Origin of the sequence: Methanosaeta sp. UBA356 (genome assembly GCF_002496465.1) — an archaeon.
Lineage (GTDB): Archaea > Halobacteriota > Methanosarcinia > Methanotrichales > Methanotrichaceae > Methanothrix > Methanothrix soehngenii.
This window is the reverse complement of record NZ_DAKC01000065.1, coordinates 58,941-61,304: the sequence shown is the minus strand read 5'-3', so window position 1 is coordinate 61,304 and position 2,364 is coordinate 58,941. Positions and strand designations below refer to the sequence as shown.

The window sequence follows — 2,364 nt, the reverse complement described above, 5'->3', positions numbered from 1 at the left end:
AGCACGCATGCTGAAAAAGAGGCAAGTTCGTATATATTAAGATGAACATAAGCTAGGCCTGGATGCCCAAGAGCTATAGGCGCTGGATATATGAGATCCTGGAAGAGGAGAACCATGCAAACGGCTGGCCGAATCGGGTCAACCTCGCACTCATGCTTTTAGTGGTTCTCAATGTCGTAGCGGTGATCATGGAGACGGTGCAATGGCTCTACTCCGCCTACGGACCCATTTTTGAAGCATTCAATGTATTTTCCATAGGAATATTCACCATCGAGTATATCCTGCGCATCTGGAGCTGCATTGAAGATCCAAGATACCGCGCTCCTCAGGGCAACAGACTGCGCTTTGCGATAACTCCCCTGGCTATGGTGGACCTTATAGCTGTGCTTCCCTTCTATCTTCCATTCGTCATCGCCGATCTGAGGTTCGTTCGAGCCATGCGCCTCTTCCGTCTCTTCCGGATTTTGAAGCTGGCCCATTACTCGCGCGCCCTGCAGACATTCGATGACGTCCTCCGGCTGAAGAAGGAGGAGATCGGCCTTATGCTCTTCACCATAATCGTTCTGCTTATCACATCCGCCGGCTTGATGTACGAGGCGGAGCATGACGCCCAGCCCGAGGCCTTCGCCTCCATTCCTGATGCCATGTGGTGGGGCATTGTGACACTAGCCACTGTAGGGTATGGAGATATCTATCCAATCACTCCCTGGGGCAGGCTGATCGGCTCGGTGGTGGTCATCCTGGGAATTGGCCTGTTTGCCCTGCCAGCAGGGCTATTGGCCATGGGATTTGTCCAGGTGCAGGCCCAGAGAAAGGAAGCAGAACATTCGCCGGGATTGGTCTGCCCTTACTGCGGCCGCCAGATAGAAGGACGCAGCCGAGACCCGGAGGAGGATGGAAGGATTCTGGAGTGGCGAATGCGGTGACCTTGGTCTTTGGCCTCCGGGGCATCATTTTTGCAGCAGAACAGGCTCCTTTATGCTCGAAGATATCAGATGAAAGCCTTTTGCCCCTGGGGGATTCGTCCGACAAATTGATCTTCTCATAATTGCCATAAGATTCCTCGGTCCAGCCGTTCGGATGGTTGGATGCAATGAGGAGAGGGCCGGGAGCGGCAAAAGGTAAAGGAAGAGATTGTAAGGAAAAGCCGCCCCTGGCCACAAACCAGTAGCGGTGCTATTATGCTTATTAATTCTATCGGTTGAAGGGAGAGAGTGCAATTCCCCCCAGATCTCTGGTCATTGGATTTATCTTGATCAAGATGCCACACTAATGGTATGTACCAGTTCGTCCTCACCCCGGCGGCAGGAAAAAGGCTGATTGCTAAAGCATTGGCCTCCCACCCTGCCATTTTAGAAGCGATGCGTTCCCATACCATAGTCATCATCGCCGGCACTACCAACGGCTATGTTGCAGAGGAGATTCTAAAGGCACTGGGCCAGGAGGAGGGCTTCTCTAAAAATCGGTTCTTCCGCGGGGTCACCCTCCTGCCGGGAAGGACCACAATTGAAGGCAGGCTGGCCGACCAGAGCCATTTTCCTGGAGACGTGGTGATAGAGGAGGGGATCTGGATGAAGGGCGCTACCATATTCGATGTCTCCGCCAGACTGAAGGAGGGAGATCTCATCCTCAAGGGGGCCAATGCTCTGGATCTCGTCCACCATCAGGCAGGAGTTTTGATCGGCCATCCCCAGGGCGGCACGGCAATCGCCGCCCTGCAGGCGGCAGTCGGCCGCAGGGTGAGTCTGATCCTTCCCGTGGGGCTGGAAAAACGCATACCAGGAGATCTGATCGACCTGGCGGCGCGATTGAACGCCCCCGGCAGCATTGGCCACAGGCTTCTGCCCCTGCCAGGTGAGGTCTTCACCGAGATCGAGGCCATAAGGCTGTTATCTGGAGCCAAAGCGGAGATCCTGGCCGCAGGCGGGGTAGGAGGGGCAGAGGGAGCGGTCTGGATGGTAGTGAAGGGCAGCCCCGAGGAGCTGAAAGCCTGTCAGAGCCAGATGGAAGCGATCAGTGGGGAGGAGAATTTCAAGATCTAAATCCAGCTTCAATCGCTAAAATCTATTTTTTGCTCTGCGGGCATGAGAACAGACATAGCCCGGATTATTCATCGCAGATAGCTATAAATGCCTGATTGATTCGTATAAGATAATAAGAAGCAAATGTTTGGTATAATTAAATGAACCTCAGGAGGAATTTCATGAATAGACCAATATGGATCGCCTCAACACTGCTGATCGCCTTGACCGCATCAATGGCTGGCATAGCGATCGGCTCCGATTTCACCCTGAATATCTTCGGCAACGCCAATATGGACGACAGAATAGACCAAACAGATATCGACTACATCCAGGAGATCAT

2 protein-coding genes are annotated in these 2,364 nt (G+C 53.3%); both read left to right on the top strand.

Features of this window, described 5'->3' with window-relative positions; genetic code table 11:
• Positions 1-62 precede the first annotated feature (62 nt).
• Positions 63-926, top strand: a complete 864-nt coding sequence (locus tag BP727_RS05895; protein ID WP_273278086.1) for an ion transporter — start codon at positions 63-65, stop codon at positions 924-926.
• A gap of 351 nt (positions 927-1,277) precedes the next feature.
• Entirely contained in the window at positions 1,278-2,042 is a 765-nt protein-coding gene (locus BP727_RS05890) for a hypothetical protein (protein WP_273278087.1), read from the top strand.
• Positions 2,043-2,364: the final 322 nt, after the last annotated feature.